Below are 24,489 nucleotides of genomic sequence, written 5' to 3' on the forward strand. Positions count from 1 at the left end.
TATAACATAAGTTTATACGTATACAATAATCAGGAAGATTTTATCGATCTAATTCGATTTCTTTTTGAATCCGTTGCTGGTTCTTTAATTGCTGCAGTCTTCGTTTGCTGGCACGCATTTTTTCCTGTTCTGAACGAATTTTGGCTTTTTGATTTTCGATTTCTTGTTGTTTGTGTGTTGTATTACGCATAAGATTAACCCTCCATTATTTTGTAGTGCGTCGTGTTCTTTTCTTGAAGTTCGTTTTTTTCTTTTCAGAAAATTCAAAGCCTGTAGTGAAGTCTTCTTTTAAAACAATCGTTGCTTCAAACGAACCCTTCTGACCTTTTAACCCTTTCACTGGTTGGCTTGTTCGGCTGTTTTGAATAATCTCCTTCAGCTGTGTCGCTGTGAGTTTCTTTTTGGCAATCGTTGTCCATAATTTAAAATCACAGACTTCAGACGTACATGCTGCCACCTTTTGATAAAGTATGACTTCTTGTTCCTGGCATTTTGGACAAATTCCTAAATGACGCGCGGCTTCTTGCTTTTCACTGGCTGCTTTCACTTCTTGTAACGTCGATCCAAAATCAGTGGATTGGATTTGCCCTGGTACGACTTCCAATAAGTGAGAGACAAATTTTTGGATATTAGCTAGAAAAGTGGTTTGTGTTCCTTTTCGTTCTCCAATCTTTAATAAGTAGCTTTCCCATTTGGCGGTCATTTCGGCGCTCGTAAGCAGCGGCTCTTTTTCCACGGCTTGGCAAAGCAAAATCCCTTTATTCGTCACCACGAGCTTATTTTTCTCTACCTTGATATATTCCTTTTGTTTCAAGATTTCAATAATATTTGCCCGTGTCGCTTCTGTACCGATTCCTTCTACTTCTTTCAATATGGATTGCGCTTCTTCACTATCCACGGTTTTCCCAGCTGTTTTCATCGCAGTGATCAACGTACCTTCGGTATAAGGTTGTGGTGGCTTGGTTTCTTTTTCAAGGACTTGTAGATCTACCGTCACCATTTCTCCTTTTGTCACTTTAGGAAGTAGCGGATCTTCTTCCTTCTCTTTTCCGTCGCTCTCTTTTCCAAATAACTTCTTCCAACCTAGATCTACCGGCACTTTTCCGATTGCTTTTAACTGAGCTGCTGAACTTGCGTCAAGATCGTTGTTTCTTCATAGGTATATTTTTCCGCAAACATGGCCACCGTTGTTTTTAACACTTGTTCATAAATGGCCTGCTGCAGTGGACTTAATTGTTCAAAAGCCGCTGCCGTCATGACCGTTTTTGTAGGAATGATCGCGTAATGTTCCTGGACTTTCTTATTATTCACATATCGACTATTCGGTGTATGAATAGGAGTAGGAATGGCTTCGGCCTTTAAAAAGTGTTTGTATTCGTCTAAGTGATCCAACAGATACGCATATTCCCCTTCTGTAATATAAGGGGTATCTGTTCGTGGGTAGCTTAGATATTTCCCTTCATACAACCCTTGCATGGATTCCAAAGTATCTTTGGCACTAGCTTTCATGAGCTGATTCATTTTAGACTGAAGGCTGGATAGAGAAAAAAGACGTGGACTTGCCGCACTTTTTTTCTCGGTTTCAACTTGGTGGATCGTACCTGGCTGTTTTCCCAATTGAACCCCCTTTTCTTTTAAATAATCTTCAAATGCTTCTTGCGTCGCTTGGGTTTCATTCGGATCAAGCTTCGCATCAAATGCGCCATTTTGAGCGATTACTTGGGCTTTTCCTTCAAAATAAGGCTCTTTTTGGAAGTTTCTAATCTTTTCCTGCAGCTGATAAATCATGTAAAGCGTTGGGGTTTGGACTCTGCCTAAGGAAAAACTTCCTGGTATGCCTTTTTGCTGCAAGAGTAAACTATACAGTGGGCTGCCGTTCATGCCGATCAACCAATCAGCGATCTGGCGTGCTTGTGCTTCTTCAAATTTGGGATAGGTCTCTTCTGCGTCTCGTAATTGCTGGAATCCCTGATAAATGGCTTCTTTTTCTAAGGAGTTGATCCAAAGTCTTTTAAATATCTTTCCATGATCGGCGCCTGCTTGTTGAATGATCGTCCAAGCTATCAGTTCCCCTTCACGATCGCTATCTGTCGCAATAATAATGGTGTCGGCCGATTGAAGTTGCTGTTTCACCACCTTGAATTGCTTTTTCTTATCTTTAGGAACATGATAGTGATAATGTGTAGGGAAAATAGGCAAATGCCCTAATGACCATTGTTTCCAATTTTCATCGTACATATCGGGCGAATCTAACTCGACTAAATGACCAAAACCATACGTGATCACAGTTTCACCAGGAAACAATCTATCTTGGATTTCAAAATACCCGTCTTTTCGGGTGGCTTTAGAGAAGCTATCGGCATAAGCTTTCGCTTGTGACGGCTTTTCTGCTAAAATAACGGTTTTCATCATGACGATTTCACTCCCTTTCTTGTTGTTTGCCTTGTTGAAACAACATCGCACGTTTTTGCTTTCTGATCTCTTGTTGGTGGATTTCATGCTTCAATTGATCATTCCAATCCTTTTTTACTTCAGGTACAAATTCATGTTCATGATTTTTATAGCCTTTGTAGTATTGTTCTGCTTTATAAGAGAAAAGAATCTGAGCATTAATATCCCCTTTTTCTTGATAAAAACGATCAAAATCGTACGTACCATCCACGCGTTCACAACCTTTTAATTCTTTTGCGACTTCTCTACAAATATCTTTCAAATTAATAGCTTCTATTGAATCGTTAACAGAAAGCTGCTGACCAAAAGACGTATTTACTTTGTGAGCGGAAACCAGCTGGTTTGTTAATTGCAGATTGTTCTCTGTCTTGTGTATGGCCATAATAGCTTCTGGTGTGACCTTTTCTTCTTTTGCGACTTCTTCATAAATGATTTTGTATTCTTTTGGCACTTGCCAATCATTAGCGATTCCTCGTTCACAACGTACTTTCTGATTCGTAAATGGATCGACTGCGCCCATTAATTGTTCTTTTTCGTAGAAAATATGTCCTGCACGGTCATTATCCACACAAATCTCGATGGATTGAGGAAAGGCTTGTTTCTTTCTCAATTCAGATACTGCCTCACCAAAATAATGACTGATCACATGGTGTTTTAACCCTTCCATAGAGACTAACCACGTATCGTTTAACTGATCACGATTCAGTGCAGCATAGCTAAGTAAATCAATACTACTCTCAAAAAATTTTAACTGCTTAGGGTCACCGATCTTTAGGTTAAAGCCATGATTCGCTGTCGAATTTTTATCTATATGCTTATATGTGCCTCTCTCACCAAAACGTTCATAATCAATGAACGTTCCTTGATAACTCGCCCCTACTGTCTCTTTTGTCTGTGGATCTTTCCATAAAAAGGCAACCTCATGATCTAAACGATCGTCTCGAACTAAGAAATTTTGCCGTTCATGTTTTGGCTTTAGTTCGGCAATCAACCCTTCTTTTTCTGCATAATCAATCAGCCACTCTGGTAGTTTTCGTCCTTCCTTCAGATAATTCCTTCCTTTTTCTGTGAGTGGTTGATAATCAACGGGGTGATCTTTGTACTTTTCTGTCTCAAAATGAAGATTTTCCACTCGTTCTGTTTTGTCTTCATTCTTTAGAATAAAATCAGTGGCTGCTTTAAATTGTTGCTTAGGGTCTTGGATATCTTTGTCTATGAAAAAAAGTTTAGCTAATTCAATAATGTCGCCACTAATATTTTGACTATTCCAATAAAAACGTTGTTTTCTTCGATCAAAAACAAAAGAATCATGGTCTTCTAAGCGATAGTCTTGTCCTTTATTGACTACAGCCATTCCATTGTTTCGAGCAAAATCCACTATATCGATCTGTTTACATCGATCAATAAGACTCATTTTTTTCTCTGTCATTTTCAAACCTCCCAAAAGAAAAAAGACTATCCGTTTTTCAGATAGTCTTTTTTACTTGTTTTATACGCGTTCTTTTTGTGACAATTGTTGTTCATAATAGATTTCATTTTTTCGTTTGGCCACTTCTGACACTGTTTCAAGTGAAAATCGGAATGGATTTCCTAGCGCAAATTCTTCTGAAGGTAACGCCGTTTGAATCTCTTTTCCATAACTTTTTCCTTTTAAAATCACTTGATTATGCTGCGGATCTTCAATAAACGCCGCATCCTTCAAATGTAACGTTCGGCCCGTGTCTTCTTCCAGGACTTTCCCGTCTTTCTTGTCGATCCAAAGTGAGCCAACGGGCACAATATTCTTTTGTTCTGCTGTTTCTACAACATTTTTCTCATCCTGCTTCACTTCTGCTGGCTGGATCTCTGGTTCTCTTTCTCTGTATTGATTGATTTCATTAGAAATGGTTTGAATGAATTCATTTGCGACACGACTGACATCATTCATGATTTTCCCACGTTCCGCAGCTTCCTTATCATCCAACGTCTGACCATTCTTCGTCCATGTCGCAATATAAGGAATAGCTTTCTCCGAGGTGTCCATCCCAAAATGCTTGCACACAATATAGGAGGTCATTTCTGCCTGTAGTTCTTTTGTTGCAGTATCTAATTCTGAAAATTTGTGCATTCTAGCATGGGCTAATTCGTGAATACTTGTGGCTAAATGCTGCGTAGGAGTATTTCGAGTATTCATGACGATTTCTTCTTCGCCAGTAAATTCGTTACGAACGTACGCCCCACGTGCTTGTCCTAATTCTCTTTGATAGACTTCACTTTCTGTCATATCTCGAATTTGAATTCCAATATTTTTGGCTACCGCTTGAATCCCAACTTGAAGTTCTGTATGCCCTGTTTGATCCAATTGAAAATCAAAGACGCGGTTCGGGAAGATTTTCGGATAGTCTTCAGGCTTCAATTGTGTTTGTGTGATATCAAACACTTTTTCAATCGTGTAGTAAGGTTTTTTGATCACTTCGATTTGACCACTTTCGATTCGTTTTTTATCTTCTGGTGTAGCCTCTGTTTCTCGAACAAAGCCACGTCCTTTCTCATAAAATCCTTTGACCGTTTTTCTGACAAAGATCTTGTTCCCTTGTTCCCCTTTTTTGATATAGATTCCTTCTTTTTTCAACGCGGCACGACCTAAACAAGCCGTTGCGCCTGGAAATTGTTCCTCGATCAATAATTGATTTCTAAAGGATCGTTCTGGAAAACGAGACATAAAATTCAAAAGTTCTTTGACGTCTTCAGGTGAATGAGTATGCTTTTTCACCGCATCAAGCGCCTGTTGGGAAAGTGATTTGACTTCTTGCTTAATCTCTTCTGCCGTTCGTTTTTGATAACCCTTTTGTTTTGTTTTTGTCTCTTTAATCTCATTTTGTACTTTTGAAATAGGTTCATTTTTGACTGTTTGTTTTTGTTCCTTCTCAGGTACTTGTTCGCACAATCTAGCTAACTCTAAATAGATGGGGTGATTACTATTGACGCCATCCCCTAGATCCATTCGTATCTGATCTACTACTTCTCCATTCTTCACTTCTTCAAAATAGAATTTATAATAGCCTGCTTCTGCGGCGAATTGGTTATCCAGTGTTTTGAGTTGATCGATCAATTCTAGTGTTACGATCTCCCCACCATAACTTTTCAACCCTTTTGCTGGATCATTTTCGTTGAATTCTACTCGATAGAAATGATCGGTTTCTTTCTCCTTCACAGAATCAGTAGGTGTAGCTTCTTCAAGTAATTCACGAACAGCTGCCTTTTCTTCTTCCGACGTGGCTTGGTATTTTTTAGATTCCTCAAATCCCCCGTTTTCATTGAGTTCTAAAGCGACTTTTCGATAGCCTTTCAGAAAATAGATAGTTGGATTCTTTTTCCATTGCGTCACTCGTCCGCTGTCAATGATCGCTTGTACTTCAGGAAGAATATTTTCTTTTCCTTTCTCTGATTTTTCTTTCAGCTGTTCTAATGTTTCCAATTTTCGTTGGTGTTTTCGGATCGTGGCAGCTGAAAAAGTCGATTCACCTTTTTCAAAGCGTTCGATTTCTTCTTTGATTCTTGGAATATTTTCGATCGTCATATCCAGGCCACCGTACTTGTTATAACCAATTTCCTTTAGCTCTTCTTGTCTTTCAAGTTTTTCTACCTGTTTTTCTTGTTGCTTGATCTCTTCTCTCAGACTTTGGACTTTATTTTCGATTCGTTCTTGTTGCCTAAACCAAGAATGCCCGTTTCTCTTATCGTTCATTGGTTGACCGTTGGTCTTTTTTTGGTGTTCAAACATCTTTTCGATTTGATCATTTAATTCATTTTGCAATCGTACTAATTTTCTTTTGGATTTTCCCAAACGACTATTGTCTAGTGGTTCTTTTTCTTCTGCCATGTCCGTTTCCTCCTAAACAAATGGATAATCTTCTGCCGCATCGACGAACGTCTTCGTAGTCAGATTTAACGTTAAAATATCGCCACTTTGATACGCTTTTGCCGCTTTGTCTGTGACGACAAAAGCTCTGCCCGTTTGAATTTCTGTCACAAAAACGAGATTGTCTCTGCTTTTTTCAACAACAACTCCAATCGTTGAATAAGCCATTTCTTCTTCCTCCCTTCTCTTTCTTTTGATATAATGTAGTCGCAAATCGCACCACTCATTGAATTGGCGGAAAACAATTCATTGAAAAAAAGAGTCCTGGACAATTACGTTCAGGACTCTTTTACTTCTTTTATTCACTTAACAACTAACATTCTGTGAGTGAAATAGACTCTTCAATGCTTTTACACGGGAAGTTATTGATCCCCTCTTCATTCATTTCCCAAGTAGTATAATAAGGCGCTAACTTGCCCTCATATTCTTGAATGATAAAATATTTTTCACCCTTCACATGATTACAACAGTACACACCAGTAGCTGGGTACTCAACGACTAAAAATTGATTTGGATCAAACTGTTCGTTTCTCAACATTTCTCTTATCTGAAACAAATGCTCTTTTTCTAAACAATCGGGAAGTTGTTCGATTCGTTCTTCTCTTAATGATCCTTCTATAACTTTCCATTGATCTAAATATTGTTTCATTGCTATTCCTCCTACTGTCTTTACTGTCTTTCTTGTTCCATTTGAATTCTTCGTTGTTGCTCTTCGTAGGCTTTACTTGCGTGGTATTTTTCTTCATGGGCATTAATCGTTCGATTTAATTGACGCAAACTCCGTTGCGTGACAACTCTTTGTTGGAATTGTTTCCTGCGCTTCATGAATTCTTCGTAACTATATTTGTATTCATTCGTTGGTAACTGTTTAAGCGTTCGAAAGGATCGTTCATTGTAAATAGATTGCATCTGATCCATACTTTCTATTAAAGGTTTTATTTGACTATCCTGTTTCTTCAGTTCTGTTAGAATGGCATTTCCTGTGCGCTTCTTCAAATCAAAGAGAGCATTTTTTTCTGCATCCTTTGATTCTCTCTTGCTTTCCCCATAAAGACTTTTTGCTTCTTCTTTCAATGATTTTGAAATCTGTATATATTCTTGATATTCAGGTTCTTTTGTTAACACATATTTGGTTAACCCATCGAGTTTCTCTCTTGTGTATGGTGAAAGTTTGGTTCGTTTTTCATCCCCATAATGCCATTCCGAACGTTTGTCAGGTAGGGTTTTATATACTTCATTTAATAAGTTCATTGCGTGTCGATCGTAACGCGCTGGCTCTTTTACCACTTTTGTTAAGGTGTTACGCAAATCACTTTTCCGCGTCAATAAATTTCGTTTCTCCATACCAATCATTCGATCCTTTTCATAAGAAAAACGTTCTAACTCATGTACATAATTGGTCTTCATTGCGTCTAATGTTGCTTGTCTTCTCTTACCTTTCGGTACGATATAACTCACACCATTTTCAACCTCCGTGTAAGGTTTACGCGTATTTTCTTTTTCAACAACTGCAAAATGAATATGGATATGCTTAGTGTTACGGTGAATCGTTGCCATCCAGTAACCTGTTTCATTCAATTGTTCTTTCTCGAATAATGTCTCCATCATTTTTCTTCCAGCTGCTTTTAATCCTTCTTCATCTAAGGTATCTGTTTTGGGATCGTACAAGCCCATTTTTTCAAGATACGAATTGTCGTGAGAGACAACATCTTGATAAATGATTGAGCCTTTTTGTTGTCCTCTTTGGAAGATTTGTTTGATCTCCTTCAGATCACTTCCTTTCACTTCGTCTGAAGCCATAGAAAAAACTCCAGGAAGATTTCCTGAAGCTTTTTTATGTGGCTCTGTTTGATATTTTTTCATTGCTTGGTTCAACCGTTGGTATTCTTTTTGTTCCCTTTGCGTCAGTTCTTTCTTTTGTTCTAACGCATAGTGACGGGTCATATAAGAAAGATATTTGGTAAAATCTTGTTCCTCTAACTTGTCAAAATTGATTCCATGTTCCATCAACGATTGAGCTTCATTCGACGTTTCACTGAATTCTTTATCCGTCTTACTCTCCGAAAAAGTTTCTCCTTCAGGAATATAAAAATCCTCTAAAGCATTCTTGATTCGTTGCAGTTCCTGTTCTTCGTCCGGCGTGCGTCGTTCCTTTTCTTCCAGCGCTTTTTCTCTTGTCATATAATCAATGTATGTTGAAAAAGATTTTTTATTGGGCAAGGTAAATTGACAAGTGAGAATGACTGCAGGCGATTTATTCATCATGTTCCCCTTCTACTTTTTATCTTTTTAAAAACTTTGTTGGATCAAACGGGTCTACTCTGGCATGAACAGATTCATTTATTGGTTTCTTGATCTTAGGAGAATACTTTTTCGTTTGATTCGCTTTTATTTTCCCTTCCACACGCTCTTTTGCTTCTTGATAGACAGTTGAATTTGTACCAATTAGTATTCCTGTATCTTTCAAATGAAGATCCGCAAACTCTGAAACCATTTCGGTTAATATAGAAATTTCTTTTCCCATTGCATTCAATTTAATTTGAATTGGATTTATTTTTTCTTCGATTTTTGGATCATACATCATACACAAATGTCTGACTGCTTCACTATAATTAGATATATCTTCATGAGTAGAAATTATTTCATCAAGTACTTCGATATGCATATCGTAAAGATATACATGTTTTCTTGTTGCTTTTGCCAAAATTGATTTCCTCCTTTTATAAATTCACAATACTATTTTTATTATTCAATTAACAAACCAATTAATTGATTATTTGTTGCAATATATTCTTCTAAAGTTTTCGTATTATAAGTTTGAATATCCACAAATTTTTCTAACAACCGATCAAATTGGTCTTTTTTATAATTCAGAAGAGCGTGATCAAAATCATTTTCGATCAAAACTTTTAGGTATTGATTTCGACTCCATTTTTTGCCAGTCTTGACCGTAAGTTCTTCACAACGTTTGTCAATTTTATTAATATACTTTTCTTCAATATTTCTAATTAATAAGTCCATATTTTCCTCCAAATTTATTATGTGTAGGGATATGTGTAGCTACACATATCCCTACACATTTTTTGATTTTGCTACACACAAACGCTTATTTTACTGCCCGCATTCGCTTTCATCCTACCCACAAATCTACACACAAATCCAAAATTTTGATATCATTTATCTTTCTTAGAAACGTGGTAGGCACAGCCTACCTAACACCTTTCGTGAGAAAGTGATATCACGTTTCCTTATGCTCTTTAAAAATTAAGGTTATTTGTGTATTTAGACAATAAAAAATCCTTCTAACTTTGTCGATTAGAAGGAAATATTTTGTCATATGAAAAATGAATTTAAGAAAAAGTGTATGCTATAATTGATACGCTGTCTTCCTGTTTGGTTGAAATCTTCAGCCAGAAAGGAGGAGTGTTAAATGTTTTATGTGCTTGATGTTTGTGTTAGAATCGTGGTTAATGTTTTCTCCCATCTCTTTAACAGCTATACCTAAGGTGATATAGCTGATCCATAAACATTTTTGATATACTTTTTTCACATAAAATCCTCCTGTTTTTATTTTCTTTCAGCCGTAAAATATTTTTTAGCAGCTAAATACAAAGCTTCAAATGATCTGAATTTTAAGGTATCTAAACTCTTTCTACCATTCTTCAACTCAGATATTGTTGTGTTAGATAAATGCACTTCTTGACATATTTCTTTAGCTTTTACAACTTTGAGATAGGCTTTAATCAATACTTTCTGCTCAGCGAAAGTATCTTTGCCGACCAAGTTCGCTCGCTTCATTTCTTTTACTCCACCTATTCTTCTAAATATTTTCTTTTGTCATACGATCAATTTTTTCTTGAAGTTTTTGAATGATCTCTTCTTGATCTTTCATTTGCGTTTTCGATGTTTCAATTTCTTGCTGGTAACTATTAATCTTATTTTCAGTATTTTCCTGATCGTCTGCAACTTGATAAGGCAATTGATCTTTTAGTTTCTTCACTAATTCTTCATTCAAATCAATGGTTGCTTGGAAGGATTCAATTTGTTTTTGTGCTGCTTTTTGTTCTTTCTTGTATCCTTTCACTTTGTAATTCATCGCATGTTGTTCATAATCTTCATCTTTCACTTGATCTTTAACCTTATCTTCGTGAACGTAATAAATCAGATCTTGTGGTTCTTGCATATCCACTTTTGGATCAATTTTTTCAGGAATAATGGTTAAACGCATGGCAATATATTCTTCTGGTACATGCGATAGCTTCACTGCAAAATAATCATTAGACACCTTAATCACTTTGGCTTTTATTGCTTGATAATCTCCTTTAGCTGTCTTTACTTCTACGCGATAATTAAGATTAGCCAGTTCTTTTAATGAGCTTTGATCTTCATCGTCAATCGCAAATTCAAAAACTAATTGCTGGTTCGCTCCTTTTTCTTTTGAAACCATCGTCAGTTCCTTCGTGTTTAAAAATGCGTTCGTGCTTACTTCATCTGGTATGTCTACCTTTTTATGTGTGTAAATCGGACTAGCAAGAATCAAAAAGCCGAGAATCATAAAGATTCCCAGCCATCTAAGATAACTTTTTCGTTTTTTGAAACGTTGTCTTGCTCCTTTTTTCTTACTCATTTTCTTCCTCCTAACGAGTGAAATAACTAAAGTCTGTGACTTTCCATTGACCATCTACTTGTTTTTCAGTGACAGTTAATCCACCTTTTATTTTTTGCGGTTTGACATCTTTAAATTGAGGATTGCCGATTGTATAATCAACAAATACCACAAAATTTTGTTCCTCTTTTACACTGCTTGTTTGAGCGTAAGTTTGCACGTCACCTAATGTAAAAGAGTAACTTCCGTAATCATCATGTTGGTGATCATCGTCTGCAGGACTTAATTTGTCGATCACTTCTTGGGTTGCGACATCTTTTAGTTTTTCCGTTAATTCATTTCTGCTTAATGATTTATCAATGGCCAATTGACCGAACTCTTCTGCCGTCTTTCTTTGTGCTTCAGTGACTTCCTCTTTTGCTTTTGTGCCATCTTGTTGCTTCAGCTGATCGATTTCTTGGTTTTTCTCATTGATGGTTTGATTTAACTTGTCGATCTTTGCCTGCGCTGAAGAGGAATTTTTTTTGAGCTTCTCAGACGCGTTTTTAGCCACTTCTTCAATTTTATAGGTATTTGTCGCTTGTTCCTCTTTCAGCTGCCAAAACAACGCGATATTGCCGATTAAACTAACGCTAATTGCAGCTGTTAAGACGATTTTTAAAGTTTTATTTTCCATATTTTTTCTCCTGATCTATTTTTTGCTGCTATTCAAAAATGGTAATGGATCGATCCATGTACCATCATCTGTGAATGCGTGTCCTTGTGCTTGACGCCAATCCATTCGAGTGAAGCCTAAATGCAAGTGTGCTGTATCTCGTATCCCGATTACTTGACCAACTTTCACTTGATCGCCTACTTTCACACGAGAATTTCCTGTACTATTCGCAAATTCTTGATACACCATATTCAAGCCATCGTAATTGATCACGATCACACATGCGCCTAAACCTGAAATACCAGGATTTCCAACGTACACGACTTTTCCACCATGAACCGCATGAATCTCACTTCCTGGATGATCAACTGAACCAAAGTCTAATCCATCATGGAAGCCATTCGGACGGAATTCACCGCCTGGATTCGTTCCAAATAATTGACCACCGCTGAAGGAACTTTTATCTAAACTGCTGCCAGGGAATGGATTCGTCCATTCACCAGTAATTGTGCCATTATCATTACCACCTTCACCCCAATGTTTCATCGCGAATTCATCATATTCGGTTAATTTATTAGAAGTGATAATTGACATACAACCTGTATAATACGGACTATCTTCAGTAATTCCTGCAGCGGCATAACCACCTCGTCCTAAGATCAATAAGCTTGCGCCAGGGCTTTTATTTCCTACACATGCATTAAAATTTGATTGTGTGGCTACCATAAAGCCGTAATAGGAGAATGCAGCTTTTGAGTTGGGAAACTTCATGTACCAGCCCCCTTCAATGCCACCAATTCCTCGTGCAGTTCCTTTAGGAAACAAACAACCATCAAACCAAGTAATCCCAAAATAGTTGAGATCATTTCTTGCGGACGCCGACGTACCAAACGCTGATTCATAACCGTATTGCGAAAGAATCACACTTGGTAATAATTTATATTTCACTGCTGCACCTACAGCATATTGCGCAATCTCATCAGAAAAAGGGCCTCTTCCTTTGATTTCTTTATAAATGGGTAATCCTTCCGAATATTCTCCTGTAAAAGCTTCGCCACCACTACTTGAATCTGAATCAGAATTATCAATCGAACCCGCCGCAAGTATTAGAAAAAGGGTCACGAACACAGTAATCAAAATAGTAATCAAACCTGCAGAAGTACCAAACAACCACAAAAATAAGCGTCGCTTTGCACGACGCTTAACATACTGCTTGATTAAACTTTCATTTTGGTTTTCCATTATTTTCCTCCATCAAACAATTTTAATTGACGTTTGTTCGGACTAAAATGAACACGAATGGTTTCTTTTGAGCCAAAATTGATCACAGCGTCTCCTTGATTTTGTTGAGGAATGGATTCTAATTCTGAGTTCGTCATTGATTTACCAACTAATCCTTCTATATGACGTAAAATAGATTCATCCATACGCATAAAGATCTTCGTAGAAGAAAATTCAAAGACTTTCTTCAGTTTCGAGAAGTTATCAGAAGACATATTTTCTGGCACCATTTCTTGTGGGGATTGTGTAGCTAAAACAGTCATTGCTTCTACTTTACGCATTTCTCGTTGAAAGTTTGTGACATAATTTACCGTTTCAATAAAATCTGGATTAATCGCATTATGGCACTCATCAATCATCGCCAAGAAGCGTTTGAAGTCTTGTTCTTCCATTTGTTTTTCTTTAATTAAACGTCGTTGTCTTCTTCCTTGAATCAATGCCTGATTCCAAATCAACGTCATAGCCATGTACATCTGACATTGTTGTACCCCACGATCTAAACCTGTAATAGAGTCAATGTCAAAAAAGACCAACTGTTGTTGGTCAAGGTGTCGAATCGTACTGTGACCATCAAAAATCATGCCATACGTCTCACATAAGGATTCTACGATGGATTCCATTTCTTCTTTTCGATTCTTTTTCTCTTGGGAAGCACCTGGTAATTCCAGTTGTCCTAAAAAGTCTAAAAATTCTTTGAACGTCGGATAAGCTTCTGGATCTTTCCCTGTGACTTGCGTCTCCGTATTTGAACGCGAATTTGAGGAAGTAAAGCCGCGTGGTACTGTTCCATACTCTTCATAAAAACGATTTAAGTAGGTCTTAAATTCTGCTTTCATCGTTCCTTTTAGCTGAGGACTCACTAACTGTACCTGATAGACCACTTTGTCTAAGTGTGTTTGATAGGACGCTGCTTCATTGATCTTCAAATCTTTGACTGATCCATCGTCATATAAACTGGATGCTTCATCATACGTCCGTGTGGCAAATATTTCTAAAGGATTGATCATCCCGTCAGATCCGTCTAAGCGCACCATAATACCGTTATATTCCTTTAAGAAAGGAATAAAGTCTTTTCCCTTTTCAAAGCCCCAAATAAAGTCTCCTGCAGCTAAATGGGCTTCCGCGATCATTTTAAGAACGGTCGATTTACCAGCTCCCATCATTCCTAGAAGCAAGGTATTAGTAGACAACCGTACACTATTTTTATACGTCGCATTCCAGACAAATGGGCCGCCTGTCATGGTTTCCCCATATTGTGTACCTCCTGGATCTTTTAGCGTTTGGTGGTGGAACGGGAAACCTCCGCCAATGTTTAACGATGGTAGTGATTGCCCTTTGATATTTCCGAACCATTCAGCTTGTTCATCGAACATGGTAAACATCGATTGCCAATCTCGTTTGGTTTTATGCAGATAAGTCACCGCACGATAATCCATCCCTTTGAGATTTTCGATCAGTTCCTGCGCTCGTTCATCTACTTCTTGAATCGTGTTTCCGTAAACATGTACTCTCACTTTGACTTGTTTAGAAATTTCCCCATTAGAAGTCAATTTTCGGGCATATTCCGCTAGTTCCAGGTATTCTTCCGCGCTTTTATTTCGGTCAGTCGCTTTTCGTTCATTATCTGATCGATCATTTAATTCATCTAATGCGCGATTGATTTGATCAATCACTTTTTGCTTTTCATCTGTGCTAACATCGAGTGTGGCCACTGTATGAGGATTGTTCATGAGATTGGCCAACCAAAAAAGAGTAGGATTTTTTGTGTAGTGATAAACTGTCACACACCGTGAATAACCATTTCCATAGGTCACATACTCTTCATCGAAATTTAATCCACCTTGTGGCATCACTTGTTTTAAAAAATCTAAATCATACCCTTTGGATTTTAAAATTTCGATTTCCCGATTTCCTAGTTGTTTTAACGGATCAAGTACCTTTTGATTATCCTGTGGTGCAAAAACTGATTTGATTGTCTCTAGCATCAACGTTCACCTCGTTTGGATGGATTCATTCTTAAATTCACAGTGTTTCCTCTTCCTAATTTGCCTAGAATGAATACGTGTGGATATTTTTTATCCAATTCTTCTTTTGAATCGACTACTCCCCCACTAAATTTACAGTCTATTACATCTAACCATTGAAAATGATTATTCATCTACTTGCTTCCTCCATTCTTATTCATCACCTATCTAAATAGGCTGGGCAATGAACGCCTAAATCAATAAAAAAGAAGCCTATTTAAAATAGACTTCGCTGACTTCTTTTTACGAGTGATTATTTATTTTGAGATATACAAATGAATCATATTCTTTGCCAATTTTAATAACTCTTGATTTCGATTGTCTTCATATTTTTTAGATGAAGCTAAATTTGAAAAGTACACTGATTCAATAGGCAAAGTTTTACTGAATATTATGTCATCTTCTTCCAATCGATTCTCTCTAAAAACTAAAAAATCCATCGTTTCATGTATTTCTTCTTCTACAACGCATGTTTCGTGGTTTAAAAAGGTAAAATACAGTGTAACAAACATTCCTTCCTGATTCTTTATTTGAACGTAATCAGAAGAAAAAGATGCAGGTACGAATTGAACTTCTGGACAATTTTCTTGAATTACCTGATGAAGCTCACTATTTTTTTGAATCATCCTTCCAAATAGAGGAATCGCAGGACTACATTGTCCAAAAATCCATGGAAGATTGTTTAAAGTTGCTTCCTTGTATAACCACCCTTCGTTTTTTAAGTAAGTGATAAGCATCTCTTTTGCTAATTTTTTGTTGATAAGAAGACCAGTTTGTTTTTTTAATATATAAATAATACGATCAAACTGTTCTTCTAATGTTAAAAGAATACGATTTGCTAGTGGGCTACTTGTACTTCTTCTTCCAGACGTTTTTTTCCACTTAGAGTTAGAAAATGGACATTCCAAATAGTCTTCTTCTGAATACTTAGCTAAATATGGAATTGTACCTTTATGATGCTTGCCATATGGTTTTCTTCCAGATTCCCGTGTTTCTTTATATAATCCAATAATTTGAATTGGATTATCGCACTCCGGACAAACGGCATAATAAGAATCCCTTCCTTCTCTTTCTAGTACGTACGGTCTTCTTTTTTTGTTTGTTTTTCATAGTTAGCAGGCGTTATCCTATACACTTTACTAAATCCTACTTTAGTTTTAAAAGAATCCATTCGATCTCCCTTTCCCATCAAATTTGACGAATTTGAAGCCACCAATCATCTGACAAAGGCGGAACATACCCTTCTTTTTCTGCAATTGCTAAACACTTTAAAACAGTTGATAATCCTAAAGAAAATTCATGATATTTATCTTTCATCATAAACATCAATTCCTCCACACATTCTTCACCTTGTGTATGATCCTCTACTTGCCACATTCCTTTTTCAATTTTAGGCATTGCTTTGTTATGATAGCTATTATTCATTTTATCTGACATGTTTTCCTCCATTTTATCACATCCATATAATTGTTGTTATTTTTATATTCAGTCAACTACTACTCATCATTCATATTGTTCATTCGATAAAGAATCTTGATCAATTCTTTTTTGTAGAGCGGTTTTAACCCTAAAATGCCACTGGATCGCATTAATTGACGGTTTCTGGTTTGTAAATCCTTGATTGTCTTTCCTTCAATGATGAAAAAGAAGCTTAAGTCAGGACGTTCCTGTTCTGCTCGTTTCAATTCCTGGATTTCCTCTACTAATTTCTTTTCATATTTTCTTAATCGCTGTAGATTTCTTCCTAAGGATTGTTCCATACGATTCTTATCTAATAACTGCCGCTTTTGTACGATTTGCTCCGTTAGATCCGTTTCTGTGGTCAAACTAACTAACTTAATTGTTGGCACATACGTACGCATGACGGTGGTCAACTGATTCATTCGTTCCAGTTTCTCTTGTTCATTTAATCCCTCCACGTCAGTGGAAACTACACGATAATAACGTTGAAAATGATCTTCTTTAGTAACTAAGACCCCCTCTTCTGTACAGGATTTATAAGGAAATAAATCCAAGATCGATCGTTCTTCTGGTTTTCCAAACTGAAAAATGGATTTCTTATCAACAGAGTTTTGTCCTTTGACTCGCATTTATTCATCCTCCTTATACGTACCATGATAATTTCGGTTAGGATCTAGGGCATGGTAATGGTTCTTGTCCGTAAAAAAAATAGATTCGATAATCGCAAAAATCTGGCGTTGACCTGGGTTATTATAGGGTCGCCAAACAATCACTAGAGCTATCGCAATCCATAAGCCATAATTCAAGAGTGCAAAAAAGAGTGGTAAGTGGACAAGATTATTGACTATTTTCGCCCAAAAAAAGCAACCACCAAGCGTTAATAGATCTAAAAAGAAAAAGGCGAAAAACTTCCATTCCCCACTAAATCTTGGAGGATTTTTCATGTTAATATATTTATCCATAAATGATTTCTCCTTTTCATACATAGAAAAAAGGCCTAACTTGTAGGCCTTTTATGGTTTGATATCCTGTTTGATATCCCGCAATAGTTGTTCTTTCAATTCATTGTTCCTGTTTTTAGTTTCTCGTGTCACTTTTATTTTTGTTGGTGCAGTAAATGCCACATTTGCTGGCTTGTAACCTGTGTGAACTTTTTGAATAGGTTGTGGTGCAGCTTCTCTTGTCACAACATTTTGAACGGACGCATTCCCTGTCTCCCCACTTTCAGATAAATTGTAAGAAACAGTTGTCAGATTTCCATTTTCAGGCAAACGACTTGGTTTCATTTGAACATTACCTGCAGTTGATTGGTGAACAAAGCTTTGATCATTCTCCTTGAATTGATTCCAACGACTATCTTTCATTGGTAAATTTTGTGTCTTAGGCAAACCAATTTTAGTTGATTTTTCAGTTCCAACTTCGATGCCATTATCATTTGGCAGATCGATGGAATCCTCATCCGTTTGTACTTCTTGATTTCGTTTTGGTAAATCTGAAATGCGTTTTTCGTTTTCAGAATTAATGTTAGATTTATAACGATATTGTTCTGGATCGGTTTTTGGTAACTGACCATGTTGTCCTTCTTCTGAATCTTTTTCTCCGATCGAATTTTCGTTAGAATGTAACTCATCTTGGTGATCTTTGGCTGAAGGAATCGCTGCACCTTCTTGATTTTCTTTTTCACTTGTTGTATTTGCCTTCACTGCTGCATTGACTTGTCCTTCACCATACGCATCTTTTAGTCCTTCTTTGACTTCTGAAGCTTTTTCTTTTTGTTTTTCTAGTGCTTCGGACGGATTCTTCACAGCTTCAGCCAATTCTTTGGCTCTCGTGCCGTCTAATTTTTCTTCTAAGGTGTCTTTGGCTTTTTCTGTAAGATCTTCAGCTGTTCCTTTTAACCCACGTTCATTGACGTAACCAAGACCTTCTGCGGCTTTAGAAACACCATTCTTCGCTTTCCCGAACATTTCGGAAACTGTCTTTTTACTATTAGGTACTGTTGTAGCTTTATCGTCTGGTTGTTCTTCCCCGTTATCAGGAGTACCATCTTTTCGATTGCCAAATCCATTTTTACGAATATCATTTAAATTGCTTAAACCACTCTTACCAGCACTTGCAAGGTTTTTAGCCCCACTACCCACATTTTTCGCAATATTTCCTAAGGCAAACATGCTAAGAAGAGAATTGCTGCCGTTTTTCAGACTCGTATCAACGCCGAAAATTTTCGTAACTGATTGAGAGCCTTTGAATAGCGCAATGGTTAGTACAATTAAAGCGACAACATACAAGAATCCATTGATCTTTCCTTCCGCATGCAAATCACCGATACCTGAAAGCATTAATGTATAGATTCGTAATTCTAAAATCGTAAATGCCAATAACAAGAAGGATTGAGAAATATCTTCTATCGCACTTTTCATCCGTTGTCCTGTCTCAAAGTCCGTTGACGCGGCAATCACTAAATAGAATTTTTTAAATACCAGCTCAATAATGCAAGTAACAATCGTAAACAAGATAAATAAATAGGCCACCGCCAAAGAAGATTCACCAGCTAAAATAATCCCTGGACTACTAATGTATCGACGATACCCTGAAGTATAAACATATTTGGCTAAGCCTTCATCACTGATTTGCACAGGAATTTCTTTTCCATTATCATCCAGTTCCAGTCGGTATTGTAACGCTCTTAACCGATCCTTTTGTAAATCTGATAAACCACTCTTATCTTTATCCGCCATTTCTTTAGCTTGTTTAGGAGTAATAATCCCATTGATATTCGCTGTTTTAAAATTTTTCGCTGTTAAAGCATTTCTTTTGTCTGTTGGCAGGGATTCTACTTTATTCGGGTCAGTTGCTAGTAATGTACTGACATCGATCACATTATTTTGAATAATTTGAAAAGCAGGTGAACCCGTTTTATCTGCTTTATTTGCTGCAGTCACGTCTCCGTAAAAGTTTTTACTAATATTTAGCCCTTCATCGATTAAAGAATTACCACCAAAAATCAAAATCATGGCCATAAATAGATTAACCAAGATATTTTTGATTTTTGGTGGATGTTTACTCATAAAAAATTTTAAGCCTAAATAAATTAATGTGACGACACAAAAAAGAGCCAATACCTTACTAATCAAACTTTGAAACAGTTCATTAACACCAGCGGCGTTCAATAAGTCTTTTAAATCAAAGCTTTGATAAATTGTTTTTTCTAGTAAAGTATTGAGATTATATAACCCTTTAATCAAACCCCATAAAAAAGTATTACAAATCCAACTGAATACATCTTGATACTGCAGATAATTACCATAATCTTGTAAGACTTTCGTTACGGTTTTGGGATCTGCATCCCCATCTCCAAATAAGCCTGACCACCAGTCGGCAATGCCGGAAAATATTCCTCCAATGATCATTCTTTCACCGCCTTTTCAGCTTCTAGCAAAAGTCGTTTCCTTATAACCTCTGTAATTTCTTCATTTTGACGCAATTTTTCAAGGTATTCTTGCAAACGATCTATTTGCTTCTCTTCATAAAATTGAATAAGTAACTTTTGTGCCGTTGAGTTGTCTAAAGATTGAACGATTTTAATAAAAATGTTTTCTTTAGCTTCCTCTTCTATTTGATCGTGCATATTGTGATAAAGTCGACGTGCATAGATATCAGGTAGAAAATAATCGTAATCAATTTGTAAAGCCTTAAGATCCAAGTCCGCATGTGTACAATGTATGTCTATATCATTGATATCCCACGATGGATTGAAATCTTCAATATATTGATAAGCATAAGGAAGATTCGTTTCCCCATGATTAAAAATAGGATACGGCCGTATTTTATGACCTTTCAAATCTTGTCGTTTTAAAGGAGCGAGTACAATCGTTTCACCTTCTAAAAAAGTAGAAATTCTTTCAGGAGTTAAGATACGATCTGAATCAACATTGCGATTGATATGAGTATTCATACCTAATGAATTGATGGTACTGTTTTCTTGTTCAACCGTCTTATTCCCCACTTTTTTGGAAAATTCTTCGATGGTATTATCGTCTGTCGACATAATATAAATATGTGTCTGACAATTTTCTTTGATAATCGCTGCGTTTTGTTCCCCATACTTCGCATAAAGTTGCTGATAAGATTGAATAAACAGATCCCACAACATGTTTCTACCAGCTGTGACTGTCATGATTCCTTCCATATTATCCATTGGTGGCATATTCCCAAATTCATCTAAAATAAAATGAATCCTACGGTGACATTTATCTCCTTTAGTCTTAACACATTGCGTAGATAATTCTTTATACAACTGACTAAGAAAAATACTAACAATGATATGGTTAGATGGATCATAATCAGGTGTGAGCATAAAAATAGCCATTGGTTTATCGGTATAGTGCATCCGAATAGACTCTACTAATAAGTTACTTTTATCCTCATCTAATGTTAGAACGGCTTCTTTTTCTAATTCTGGCAAATGGGTTTCTCCTCGTTTTTTTCGATAAACGATATTTCCCTCTTCGTCTTTCAATACTCTTTGAGAAAACTCATACCAAGCAACATATTCTTTTCCTCGATGATCATATTTTAAGCAAACATGATCTCCCTGTTCTAAATGACAATCAAAGTTAATTTCACAAAAACCTCTATAGCCTACTTTGACACGTTCCTCATGAAATTTTTTTCCTTGATGATAAAACTCTACAACAATTCGCTGGTTTAACAGACTCTCGTGTAGTTTGAGATCCAAATACTTCGGAAAACCAATGGACTTATAATCAATGGTTGATTGAGAAGTCATTTTCGCAATTTTCGTCAGTGTAAATGGATTTAGTCCTGTGATCGCTGTCGATAGAATGTTGCCTTTCGCTTTATCAGAACCAATTTTTGTTGCCCCATATTGTTTTTTTGCTATGTTTCCAGGTGGTAACTGATTCATAAATTCATCTAAAGCATTGAGCTGCTTGAATTCATTATCAGGATCTTGGTAATTAAAACCACCAATCTCAGAAAGAAGTTCGACGAGATTATTCGGTGTTAATTTGGAGTAATCCCCTGTCTGATCCGCTTGTTCCAATAACGCAAAAATAAGCGCATTGACAGCTTTTTGCGCATTTTCGTTAAAGTATTTATTGTCTGAAGCGTTGGCATCATAATAAATCGTATTCGTGAAAGTATTGGTTAACTGTGTCGCTGTGTCTATGTCTCCTCGCTTCCAGTATTTCACGATGAGTGCCAATGGATTATCACTCATTGATTGCAGTGGATCGGTGATATTAAATGCATACACATCATACCCTCTAGCTTCTAGTTCATCTTTACTAGCAACATATAATTCTGTTTTTGGATCATTAACAACCATTGAACTTTGTCTTTCTGCACGAGACAAATTGTCAATGGTTGCTAAAACTTCTATCTGTCCTTTCCCTGAACGGGAAGTACCAACAATACAAGTATTTACTGTATCCGTCTGAATATACCAGTACTTTTTATAATGAGTAATTGGTATTCCGCCATAACCAGGAAAACCTCCCTTTGATTCTGGTATTTGCGGATAAATTTGTTGGATTTCCTTTAACGTTTTTAATCGGTTATCTCCTTTTTGCCCATCTGCTAGAGGACGAAACCACATGTCCATTTTCAATCCCATAAGTACAGCTGGAACAACACAAATCGTAGAAACAACTAAACGTGTGCCTAAACTTGTTGTTGGGGTCAAAGGATTCCAAAAACCAGTTGAATCAAAATGGAATAACTGCGGCATTTCTTGTAACTGAAAAATATTCACTCCTTGTAAACTTCCTGGAATAATCTCAAATCGATGAAATGCTTCTGGTATTCTTGTAACAACATAGTTTAAAGGAAGATAAGCTAAGCCACTATAAAAAATCTTTTGAGAAATACGTTTGTCATGTTTTTCTGGTAGCTCTTCTCCTGAAGGAGTATAGCGATAGAAATGAGAAAGATACCTATTCTTTTCTAAATTGAATCGTTTGTCTTTTCGTCTCGTTGTTTCTCTAACACGCATTATTTCACCTCATTTGATTCTGAACTTTCGGAAGTGTTTGATTGTACAGTTGAATCGCTTGATCCTTCTTTAGCCTTACTAGGATCACTCTCTTTGCTATTTTCCATACTTGACTCTGTTGTTGACTGATTGGTACGATTCAATAATTCTTCTAATTGTTGTTCATACTCTTTTCTTGCTTGTTCTTGGGCTTCTTCCTTGATTGACGTCGTTGTGGCCACAGAATCAGCCTGTGAAGATTGATTGATATGATTAAAAGCAAATACTGTTCCTCCACCTAGAAGCAAGCTTAAACTTGCAATACATCCCACCATCCATCCGTTAAAGGAACGCTGTGGTGAAGGAGTTAAATTTGCTTGGTTGTTCACTGGCGTTTGAACAGCAGCTACTGGTTGAGGTTGTGCTAGATAATTTAACTGTGCTTGTCGCAATTTATCCATTTGTTCTTGACGTTCCTTACGAGCAGCTGCTTCTTTTTCCTTTTCTTGCTCTAACCGTTGTTTTTCTATCGCCATTTGTTGTTCCGCAAGATCCTGTTTCCGTTTTTTTAGTTCTAATTGTTCACGCTCTTTTTCTTTTTGCCGTTGTTTTTCTTCTTGTTCTTTCAATTCTTGTTGGTAAATTTTATACTCTTTTTTCCATTTTGGAATTTGTACTTGTAATTCTTGCTGGATCTGCTCGTGTTTTTCCATAAGAGCTTCACTTGTTATTTGATAGAGCTTATTCAGTTGCTCATTTAATTCTTTGCTAATCTTTAGCTTATCTGTACGCAAACCTTGATAAAATTCTTCTTTTCGTTCTCTTATACGTTCTTTTAACAAGTTTTCTTTTTCTTTCGATAACGCTTCTTGATTCGTCTGAGTAAAATTATTGATCTTTTCTACACACAAGGAATACGCATTGTCGCGTTTCTTTTCGTATCGCTCTTTAATTTTTTGTACTTCTTCTTCAATCACTCGCTGTTCTTCTTTATTTAGTTCCTCTTTTGCTTTCTCCCAATTAGACGACTGTTCCGTCGCATACTCATTAATTTCTTGATCTGTTTCTTGTTGACGTTCTTCAAAGGTGGCTAATAAATCTTCTTGTGCAAGCTCATGCCAATTTGTTGATTGGACAGACTCTAACTGTTCTAAAAGTGTGCCTTTACCCTGTGAGATTAATTCTTCTTTACTCTCTAAAAATGCTTGATAGGTTTGGGGTAATTGATATTTCGAATAAAGCTCATTTAAAAATAATTTGTTTTTTTCTTTCATCCATTCATGCTCTGGCGGATATCGATCCAAAATATAATCAAATACAGTTGCCTTTTGTATCTCTATTTCGTTTTTTTCTACTTCTTCACTGATAAGTGGTTCAATATATTCCTGAGAATCCCCTTCAGTCCATGTTGACTCTTCATTAGCTTCAACTGGATCAACTTCTACTTGGGCCGTCTCTTCATCCTCCATTGTTTCTTCAAAGGGATCTACCTCCAACTGACCCATCACATCGTTCTCTTCCTCAAATATCGATTTCTGAGTCGGAATATCAGCTTGTTCGTCAACATAGACTGTCTCTTTTTCTTTTGACTCCTTCTTTGGAAATATTGGTCGTTCCCATGGTACTTCTTCATTTACTTCGACTTCACTCCCTTGATTCACTTTTCTTTGGTCGCTCTCTAACTCTTCTTCTAAAACTTGTAAAAGTTTTTCGTTTCGATAAGACTCTTCCACACTCATAGTTTCATCCGTTTCTTTAAACACATCAAGGCGGATTGAATCCATCAATGTAGGATAGAAACCTTCTGAAATTTGATAATCCAGCGGGCCAAAAACGTATTCTGTACCAGCTTTCTCTATTTTTCCTTCTGTGTCATGTAACGTGAGAGTCAACTTAACAGAAGATCGACTTTCGTGTTCCAGTACTTTCCCTAACACATGTAGCTGTTCTTCCGTTTCAATGACAGAATATTTAATTGTTTTCGGTAAAAAAGAAGTCCGCTTTCCTACTTCCTTCGTTGCTTTTTTAATTAACTCTTTATCTGTTTTGGTATTGCCTGCAATCGTAAAGTACATGAATATTCTCCTTTCATAAAAAAGGAGTAAAAAGTATCGA

At 36.6% G+C, this 24,489-nt stretch carries 22 protein-coding genes and 1 pseudogene; all 23 read right to left on the bottom strand.

Annotated elements, in window-relative coordinates; all coding sequences use genetic code 11:
* Positions 1–40 precede the first annotated feature (40 nt).
* The 23 genes and pseudogenes from OS139_RS11155 to OS139_RS11265 all read right to left on the bottom strand — a co-directional run bounded on the left by OS139_RS11155 (position 41) and on the right by OS139_RS11265 (position 24,449).
* Positions 41–190, bottom strand: coding sequence for a hypothetical protein (locus OS139_RS11155; RefSeq protein WP_002295632.1), 150 nt, complete (start codon positions 188–190; stop codon positions 41–43).
* A gap of 15 nt (positions 191–205) precedes the next feature.
* Positions 206–2,409: pseudogene (gene topB, locus OS139_RS11160) on the bottom strand (DNA topoisomerase III).
* Positions 2,410–2,419: 10 nt separating this feature from the next.
* Positions 2,420–3,880, bottom strand: coding sequence for a toprim domain-containing protein (locus tag OS139_RS11165; RefSeq protein WP_325066925.1), 1,461 nt, complete (start codon positions 3,878–3,880; stop codon positions 2,420–2,422).
* A gap of 60 nt (positions 3,881–3,940) precedes the next feature.
* Complete coding sequence (locus OS139_RS11170) at positions 3,941–6,313, bottom strand: ArdC-like ssDNA-binding domain-containing protein (RefSeq protein WP_325066926.1); 2,373 nt, start codon at positions 6,311–6,313, stop codon at positions 3,941–3,943.
* A 12-nt stretch (positions 6,314–6,325) separates the two neighbouring features.
* The gene (locus OS139_RS11175) at positions 6,326–6,520 is read right to left on the bottom strand and encodes a hypothetical protein (protein WP_002302840.1); all 195 of its coding nucleotides are present in this window, start codon (positions 6,518–6,520) and stop codon (positions 6,326–6,328) included.
* Positions 6,521–6,665: 145 nt separating this feature from the next.
* Positions 6,666–7,001, bottom strand: coding sequence for a hypothetical protein (locus tag OS139_RS11180; protein ID WP_002310991.1), 336 nt, complete (start codon positions 6,999–7,001; stop codon positions 6,666–6,668).
* Positions 7,002–7,021: 20 nt separating this feature from the next.
* Positions 7,022–8,614 (bottom strand): MobP2 family relaxase, encoded by a 1,593-nt coding sequence (gene mobP2 / locus OS139_RS11185; protein WP_033582043.1) that lies wholly within the window; start codon positions 8,612–8,614, stop codon positions 7,022–7,024.
* 19 nt (positions 8,615–8,633) lie between these two features.
* The gene (locus OS139_RS11190; protein WP_002302844.1) at positions 8,634–9,056 is read right to left on the bottom strand and encodes a hypothetical protein; all 423 of its coding nucleotides are present in this window, start codon (positions 9,054–9,056) and stop codon (positions 8,634–8,636) included.
* Between the two features lie 41 nt (positions 9,057–9,097).
* Positions 9,098–9,373 carry a hypothetical protein gene (locus tag OS139_RS11195; RefSeq protein WP_002325546.1) on the bottom strand — a complete coding sequence of 92 codons (276 nt, stop codon included), beginning with the start codon at positions 9,371–9,373 and terminating at the stop codon, positions 9,098–9,100.
* A gap of 385 nt (positions 9,374–9,758) precedes the next feature.
* Positions 9,759–9,902 (bottom strand): hypothetical protein, encoded by a 144-nt coding sequence (locus OS139_RS11200; protein WP_002293512.1) that lies wholly within the window; start codon positions 9,900–9,902, stop codon positions 9,759–9,761.
* Between the two features lie 17 nt (positions 9,903–9,919).
* Entirely contained in the window at positions 9,920–10,150 is a 231-nt protein-coding gene (locus OS139_RS11205; protein WP_002295643.1) for a hypothetical protein, read from the bottom strand.
* A 22-nt stretch (positions 10,151–10,172) separates the two neighbouring features.
* Positions 10,173–10,979 carry a hypothetical protein gene (locus OS139_RS11210; protein WP_010728920.1) on the bottom strand — a complete coding sequence of 269 codons (807 nt, stop codon included), beginning with the start codon at positions 10,977–10,979 and terminating at the stop codon, positions 10,173–10,175.
* Positions 10,980–10,989: 10 nt separating this feature from the next.
* On the bottom strand, positions 10,990–11,634 hold the full coding sequence (locus OS139_RS11215) for a hypothetical protein (RefSeq protein WP_002330620.1): 645 nt from the start codon (positions 11,632–11,634) through the stop codon (positions 10,990–10,992).
* A 15-nt stretch (positions 11,635–11,649) separates the two neighbouring features.
* Positions 11,650–12,855 carry a glucosaminidase domain-containing protein gene (locus OS139_RS11220; protein WP_002314419.1) on the bottom strand — a complete coding sequence of 402 codons (1,206 nt, stop codon included), beginning with the start codon at positions 12,853–12,855 and terminating at the stop codon, positions 11,650–11,652.
* Entirely contained in the window at positions 12,855–14,879 is a 2,025-nt protein-coding gene (locus tag OS139_RS11225) for a VirB4 family type IV secretion system protein (protein WP_002314418.1), read from the bottom strand. The genes OS139_RS11220 and OS139_RS11225 overlap by 1 nt, the downstream gene beginning before the upstream one ends.
* Positions 14,879–15,052, bottom strand: coding sequence for a hypothetical protein (locus tag OS139_RS11230; protein ID WP_002314417.1), 174 nt, complete (start codon positions 15,050–15,052; stop codon positions 14,879–14,881). The genes OS139_RS11225 and OS139_RS11230 overlap by 1 nt, the downstream gene beginning before the upstream one ends.
* A gap of 123 nt (positions 15,053–15,175) precedes the next feature.
* A complete protein-coding gene (locus tag OS139_RS11235; RefSeq protein ID WP_325066927.1) occupies positions 15,176–15,826 on the bottom strand; it encodes a hypothetical protein in 651 nt (216 codons plus the stop codon).
* Positions 15,827–16,106: 280 nt separating this feature from the next.
* Complete coding sequence (locus OS139_RS11240) at positions 16,107–16,355, bottom strand: hypothetical protein (protein ID WP_002332281.1); 249 nt, start codon at positions 16,353–16,355, stop codon at positions 16,107–16,109.
* A 59-nt stretch (positions 16,356–16,414) separates the two neighbouring features.
* The gene (locus OS139_RS11245; protein ID WP_002307538.1) at positions 16,415–17,008 is read right to left on the bottom strand and encodes a hypothetical protein; all 594 of its coding nucleotides are present in this window, start codon (positions 17,006–17,008) and stop codon (positions 16,415–16,417) included.
* Positions 17,009–17,341 (bottom strand): hypothetical protein, encoded by a 333-nt coding sequence (locus tag OS139_RS11250; protein WP_002295656.1) that lies wholly within the window; start codon positions 17,339–17,341, stop codon positions 17,009–17,011.
* Positions 17,342–17,392: 51 nt separating this feature from the next.
* Positions 17,393–19,789, bottom strand: coding sequence for a pLS20_p028 family conjugation system transmembrane protein (locus tag OS139_RS11255; RefSeq protein ID WP_325066928.1), 2,397 nt, complete (start codon positions 19,787–19,789; stop codon positions 17,393–17,395).
* Positions 19,786–22,395: a VirD4-like conjugal transfer protein, CD1115 family gene (locus OS139_RS11260; RefSeq protein ID WP_002305162.1), complete on the bottom strand. Its 2,610-nt coding sequence runs from the start codon at positions 22,393–22,395 to the stop codon at positions 19,786–19,788. Before OS139_RS11260 ends, OS139_RS11255 begins: the two co-directional genes overlap by 4 nt.
* Positions 22,395–24,449 carry a hypothetical protein gene (locus OS139_RS11265; RefSeq protein ID WP_174126450.1) on the bottom strand — a complete coding sequence of 685 codons (2,055 nt, stop codon included), beginning with the start codon at positions 24,447–24,449 and terminating at the stop codon, positions 22,395–22,397. The genes OS139_RS11260 and OS139_RS11265 overlap by 1 nt, the downstream gene beginning before the upstream one ends.
* Positions 24,450–24,489 lie beyond the last annotated feature (40 nt).

The organism is Enterococcus sp. E4-223 (assembly GCF_035727065.1).
Lineage (GTDB): Bacteria > Bacillota > Bacilli > Lactobacillales > Enterococcaceae > Enterococcus_B > Enterococcus_B faecium.

Bases quoted from the DNA above. Each gene is read 5' to 3' on its own strand.
- OS139_RS11220 (WP_002314419.1), bottom strand. From the start codon at position 12,855: ATGGAAAACCAAAATGAAAGTTTAATCAAGCAGTATGTTAAGCGTCGT.
- OS139_RS11180 (WP_002310991.1), bottom strand. From the start codon at position 7,001: ATGAAACAATATTTAGATCAATGGAAAGTTATAGAAGGATCATTAAGA.
- OS139_RS11225 (WP_002314418.1), bottom strand. From the start codon at position 14,879: ATGCTAGAGACAATCAAATCAGTTTTTGCACCACAGGATAATCAAAAG.
- OS139_RS11265 (WP_174126450.1), bottom strand. From the start codon at position 24,449: ATGTACTTTACGATTGCAGGCAATACCAAAACAGATAAAGAGTTAATT.
- OS139_RS11210 (WP_010728920.1), bottom strand. From the start codon at position 10,979: ATGAGTAAGAAAAAAGGAGCAAGACAACGTTTCAAAAAACGAAAAAGT.
- OS139_RS11240 (WP_002332281.1), bottom strand. From the start codon at position 16,355: ATGTCAGATAAAATGAATAATAGCTATCATAACAAAGCAATGCCTAAA.
- OS139_RS11245 (WP_002307538.1), bottom strand. From the start codon at position 17,008: ATGCGAGTCAAAGGACAAAACTCTGTTGATAAGAAATCCATTTTTCAG.
- OS139_RS11205 (WP_002295643.1), bottom strand. From the start codon at position 10,150: ATGAAGCGAGCGAACTTGGTCGGCAAAGATACTTTCGCTGAGCAGAAA.
- OS139_RS11155 (WP_002295632.1), bottom strand. From the start codon at position 190: ATGCGTAATACAACACACAAACAACAAGAAATCGAAAATCAAAAAGCC.
- OS139_RS11215 (WP_002330620.1), bottom strand. From the start codon at position 11,634: ATGGAAAATAAAACTTTAAAAATCGTCTTAACAGCTGCAATTAGCGTT.
- mobP2 (WP_033582043.1), bottom strand. From the start codon at position 8,614: ATGAATAAATCGCCTGCAGTCATTCTCACTTGTCAATTTACCTTGCCC.
- OS139_RS11255 (WP_325066928.1), bottom strand. From the start codon at position 19,789: ATGATCATTGGAGGAATATTTTCCGGCATTGCCGACTGGTGGTCAGGC.
- OS139_RS11260 (WP_002305162.1), bottom strand. From the start codon at position 22,395: ATGCGTGTTAGAGAAACAACGAGACGAAAAGACAAACGATTCAATTTA.
- OS139_RS11250 (WP_002295656.1), bottom strand. From the start codon at position 17,341: ATGGATAAATATATTAACATGAAAAATCCTCCAAGATTTAGTGGGGAA.
- OS139_RS11230 (WP_002314417.1), bottom strand. From the start codon at position 15,052: ATGAATAATCATTTTCAATGGTTAGATGTAATAGACTGTAAATTTAGT.
- OS139_RS11165 (WP_325066925.1), bottom strand. From the start codon at position 3,880: ATGACAGAGAAAAAAATGAGTCTTATTGATCGATGTAAACAGATCGAT.
- OS139_RS11175 (WP_002302840.1), bottom strand. From the start codon at position 6,520: ATGGCTTATTCAACGATTGGAGTTGTTGTTGAAAAAAGCAGAGACAAT.
- OS139_RS11195 (WP_002325546.1), bottom strand. From the start codon at position 9,373: ATGGACTTATTAATTAGAAATATTGAAGAAAAGTATATTAATAAAATT.
- OS139_RS11170 (WP_325066926.1), bottom strand. From the start codon at position 6,313: ATGGCAGAAGAAAAAGAACCACTAGACAATAGTCGTTTGGGAAAATCC.